General features: G+C 71.2%; 4 protein-coding genes. 3 read left to right on the top strand and 1 reads right to left on the bottom strand.

Going from position 1 to position 3,536, the window contains the following annotated elements; all coding sequences use genetic code 11:
• The first annotated feature begins 207 nt into the window (after positions 1-207).
• Both AC07AL_RS34845 and AC07AL_RS34840 read left to right on the top strand, forming a co-directional pair.
• Positions 208-966, top strand: a complete 759-nt coding sequence (locus AC07AL_RS34845) for an SDR family NAD(P)-dependent oxidoreductase (RefSeq protein WP_363585498.1) — start codon at positions 208-210, stop codon at positions 964-966.
• A gap of 170 nt (positions 967-1,136) precedes the next feature.
• Positions 1,137-1,265, top strand: a complete 129-nt coding sequence (locus AC07AL_RS34840; protein ID WP_363585497.1) for a hypothetical protein — start codon at positions 1,137-1,139, stop codon at positions 1,263-1,265.
• 364 nt (positions 1,266-1,629) lie between these two features.
• Here the strand turns inward: AC07AL_RS34840 and AC07AL_RS34835 are convergent, their stop codons facing one another.
• Positions 1,630-2,241, bottom strand: a complete 612-nt coding sequence (locus AC07AL_RS34835; RefSeq protein WP_478319345.1) for a TetR/AcrR family transcriptional regulator — start codon at positions 2,239-2,241, stop codon at positions 1,630-1,632.
• Between the two features lie 167 nt (positions 2,242-2,408).
• Between AC07AL_RS34835 and AC07AL_RS34830 the strand changes: the two genes are divergently transcribed.
• Entirely contained in the window at positions 2,409-3,368 is a 960-nt protein-coding gene (locus AC07AL_RS34830; protein WP_478319344.1) for an alpha/beta hydrolase family protein, read from the top strand.
• The last annotated feature ends 168 nt before the right edge of the window (positions 3,369-3,536 follow it).

Here is a 3,536-nt window from a genome sequence, read left to right as displayed (position 1 = left end):
GGCTCTTCTTGTTTTTTGGTGGGGAGGGCTGGGGGGGGGGCGGGGGGGTTTTTTCTACCGGGGGGAGGCCCCCCCCCCCCCCCCGCCAGCCCCCCCCCCCCCCCCCCTCGGGCCCGCTTACGGTGCACCAACAAGGCGAGTCAAGTGACTCGCCTCTGATCTGTGGCACCTGGGCGGATCCTGGTTGTCGCACGGTGGAGGAAGTTCATGACAATCGACAAGATCGCTTTGGTGACCGGTGCGAATCGCGGCCTCGGGCGCAGCGCGGCCATCGCCCTGGCCACACGCGGAGTGCGGGTCGTGGTCACCCACCGCGGCGATGTGGCCGGGGCTGAGAGGACGGCGGAACAGGTGCGGGCCGTGGGTGGGACTGCCGCTGTTCTCCGGCTCGACATCAGCGACGTCTCCTCCTTCGCGTCCTTCACCTCCGAACTGGGCGCGCAGCTGGAGCGCTGGGGTACTTCGAGGCTCGACATCCTGGTCAACAACGCGGGAGTGGGAGTCTTCGGGCCGCTGGAGACTGTCACGATCGACGACTTCGACACGGTGATGGGCACCAACGTCCGGGGCACGTTCTTCCTCATCCAGTCGCTCGTGCCGCTGCTGGCCCAGGGCGGCCAGGTCATCAACGTCTCGACGTCACTGACCCGCCACACCAGCCCCGCCACCTCGGCCTACTCCGCGTCGAAGGCCGCCGTCGAAGCTCTGAGCCGCACCCTCGCCGCAGAACTCGGACCACGCGGCATCCGGGTCAACTCCATCGCCCCGGGGCCGACCGCCACCGACTTCAACGGTGGAGCGATGCGGGACGACGCCGGAATGCGCCAGGTTCTGGCCGGACAGACCGCGCTCGGCCGCGTCGGCGAACCTGAGGAGATCGGCGACGCCATCGCTACGCTGGCCTCCGAGGGACTGCGCTGGGTCACCGCCCAGCGCATCGAGGTCTCCGGCGGTGCTCTCCTGTGACGCCGGGCGACGGTCGGTAGGGAAGCAGGCAGTGACGGCCCCGGCTCACTCCGAGCCGACCGACTCGTCCTCATCCTCATCCTCGTCCAGCTCTGGCGCATCAGGGTCCCGAAGCGGGCTCAGGGCGCCGGCGGCCGGAAGGATGGCGGTGACCACTGTGCTGGACGACCATGATCGTTCTCACCGATAACGGCTGTACCGATGTTCAACTCGGCGCCGCCAGCTACCAGCCGGCCCCCGGCGACGTGGAGGGCTGGGCCTTCGGCGCGGGCGGCCAGCCGAGCGTCACCGCGCCGTAGCACCGACCCGGTACGCGCGCCGCTGCGGACGACCTGCGGCGGCGCGCGCTTGGCGGGCACCGCCGCCATCCTCTACTTCACACTCGTGGTGCACCTGCCCGCCGCACTGGCCCTCTCTGTCAGCCTTGGGTGAGACAGCCCGCTTTGGCGGGTTGGCCTGAGAGGGCCCGAGCAGCAGTTCCACCCCTGGTGACCAGCACCGATCCGTCCGCCCGTGGTGGACGAGGCGTTCACCGCCGTCGAACACGAGCTGGGCACCACGGCCGCAGCCGGGGCGGGGCATAGTGATCAGGTCCATCCACGCCATGCCGGCCAGGACCGGCCGAACCGAGGAGAGCTCACGGTTGCGGAAGGCCGTGGCCCGTCAGGATGACGGCGGTCGCTGGAGGCCCTGGAGGAGCAGGTCGACCAGGCGGCGGGGGTCGTAGCGGGGGTCGTCGTCGCGGCCGGCGCAGAGGTTGCCGATGCCGCGCATCAGTTCGTAGGCCTGCGTTCCGGGCCTGGTCTCGCCGGCCTCGGCCGCGGCGGCGAGCAGTTGGGCGCAGACGGGCACCAGGCGGTCGAGGAAGTAGGCGTGCAGCGCGTCGAAGCCGCCGCCGTCCGATTGCAGCGCGTTGGCGAGTCCGTGTTTGGTGACCAGGAAGTCGACGAAGAGGTCGGCCCATTGGCGAAGTGCCGCGAGCGGGGAGTCGGCCTCGGCCAGCAGGCTCGGGCCGGCCTCGGCGCAGGCCTCGACCTGGTGGCGGTAGACGGCGACGACGAGATCCGCGCGGGTCGGGAAGTGGCGGTAGATCGTCCCCGTTCCGACGCCCGCCCTGGCCGCGATCTCGCGGATCGGTGCGTCGACGCCGGAGGAGACGAACACCTCGGCGGCGGCGGCCAGCAGCGTCTGCCGGTTGCGCTGCGCGTCGGCCCGCCTTCCCCTGGCCGGCGACTCCCCGGACCGGGTCTCCCCGGACTGGCCCGCAGTGGACACCACGCTCTCCTCCCGATAGTCATTGACGAAGCGGAACGCTGTTCCGTATAGTAAGTGGAACAAGGTTCCGGTTTCAGCATAGCCGAAACCGGACGCTCCCGACCGCCTCGCCCGCCGCCGGCCGCTCAGGCCCGACGGGGAGAGGCCCCTGAAGGGACATGCGCACCATGAGCGAATCGACGCACCCGGCCGACACCTTCGGCCCGCCCGTCCCCGTCCTCTCCGTCAGCCCGGTCGTCCTGCCGGTGCCCGGCCGGGCCGTGGACCTGGAGGTGCGGGTCTCCGCGCCGCTGACCGGGAGCGACCTGCCGGTCGTCCTCCTCTCCCACGGCCAGGGCCACTCGAACAACCTCTCCTCGCTGAACGGCTACGCCCCCCTCGTCAACTTCTGGGCCGCGCACGGCTTCGCCGTGATCCAGCCCACCCATCTCAGCTCGACGACGCTGGACCTCGCCCCCGACACCCCCGGGGCACCCATGTACTGGCGGTCCCGGGCCGAGGACATGACGCACATCCTCGACCGGCTCGACGCGATCGAGGCCGCCGTCCCCCAACTCCTCGGACGCCTGGACCACGGCAGGGTCGCCGTCGCCGGGCACTCGATGGGCGGGCACACCGCGAGCCTGCTGCTCGGCGCCCGGCTCACCGACCCCGACGACGGGACGACGGTGGACCTGGCCGAACCCCGGATCACGGCGGGCGTCCTCCTGGCCGCACCCGGCAGGGGAGGTGACGCCCTCACCCCGCTGGTGGCCGAGAACTACCCCTTCCTCTCGACCCCGGACTTCTCCCGGATGACGATGCCCGCGCTCGTGGTGGCCGGGGACAAGGACGCCTCCGCCCACCTGACGGTCCGGGGGCCGGACTGGCACACCGATCCGTACACCCTCTCCCCCGGCCCCAAGTCGCTGCTCACCCTGTTCGACGCGGAGCACGGGCTCGGCGGCATCTCCGGATACGACGTCGCCGAGACCACGGACGAGAACCCCGCACGGGTCGCGCTGCTCCAACGGCTCACCTGGGCCTACCTGCGCACCGCGCTCCACCCCAGCGACCTCGCCTGGCAGACGGCATGCGAAGCGCTGGCGGCCGAAGCCGACCCGCTCGGCCGGGTCGACTCCAAGTAGCACCGGCCGAGCGCGTGCGTCATTCGACGCCGTCTCCTCGGTGAGTGCCAGGGCGGGGGGGGGGGGGGGGGGGGGGACAACCCCCCCCCCCCCCCCAAAGAAAAGGTAGAAGAGGGAAAGGTGGGGGGGGGGGGAAGCTCTCCCCCCAAACCCAAGAAATGGGCACAC

It is taken from the genome of Kitasatospora sp. NPDC043949 (genome assembly GCF_056435365.1).
This window is presented reverse-complemented; position numbering and strand designations above follow the sequence as displayed.

What these genes read in the sequence shown, in the direction of transcription:
- AC07AL_RS34845 (WP_363585498.1), top strand. Translation starts at nt 208, where the DNA reads ATGACAATCGACAAGATCGCTTTGGTGACCGGTGCGAATCGCGGCCTC.
- AC07AL_RS34840 (WP_363585497.1), top strand. Translation starts at nt 1,137, where the DNA reads ATGATCGTTCTCACCGATAACGGCTGTACCGATGTTCAACTCGGCGCC.
- AC07AL_RS34830 (WP_478319344.1), top strand. Translation starts at nt 2,409, where the DNA reads ATGAGCGAATCGACGCACCCGGCCGACACCTTCGGCCCGCCCGTCCCC.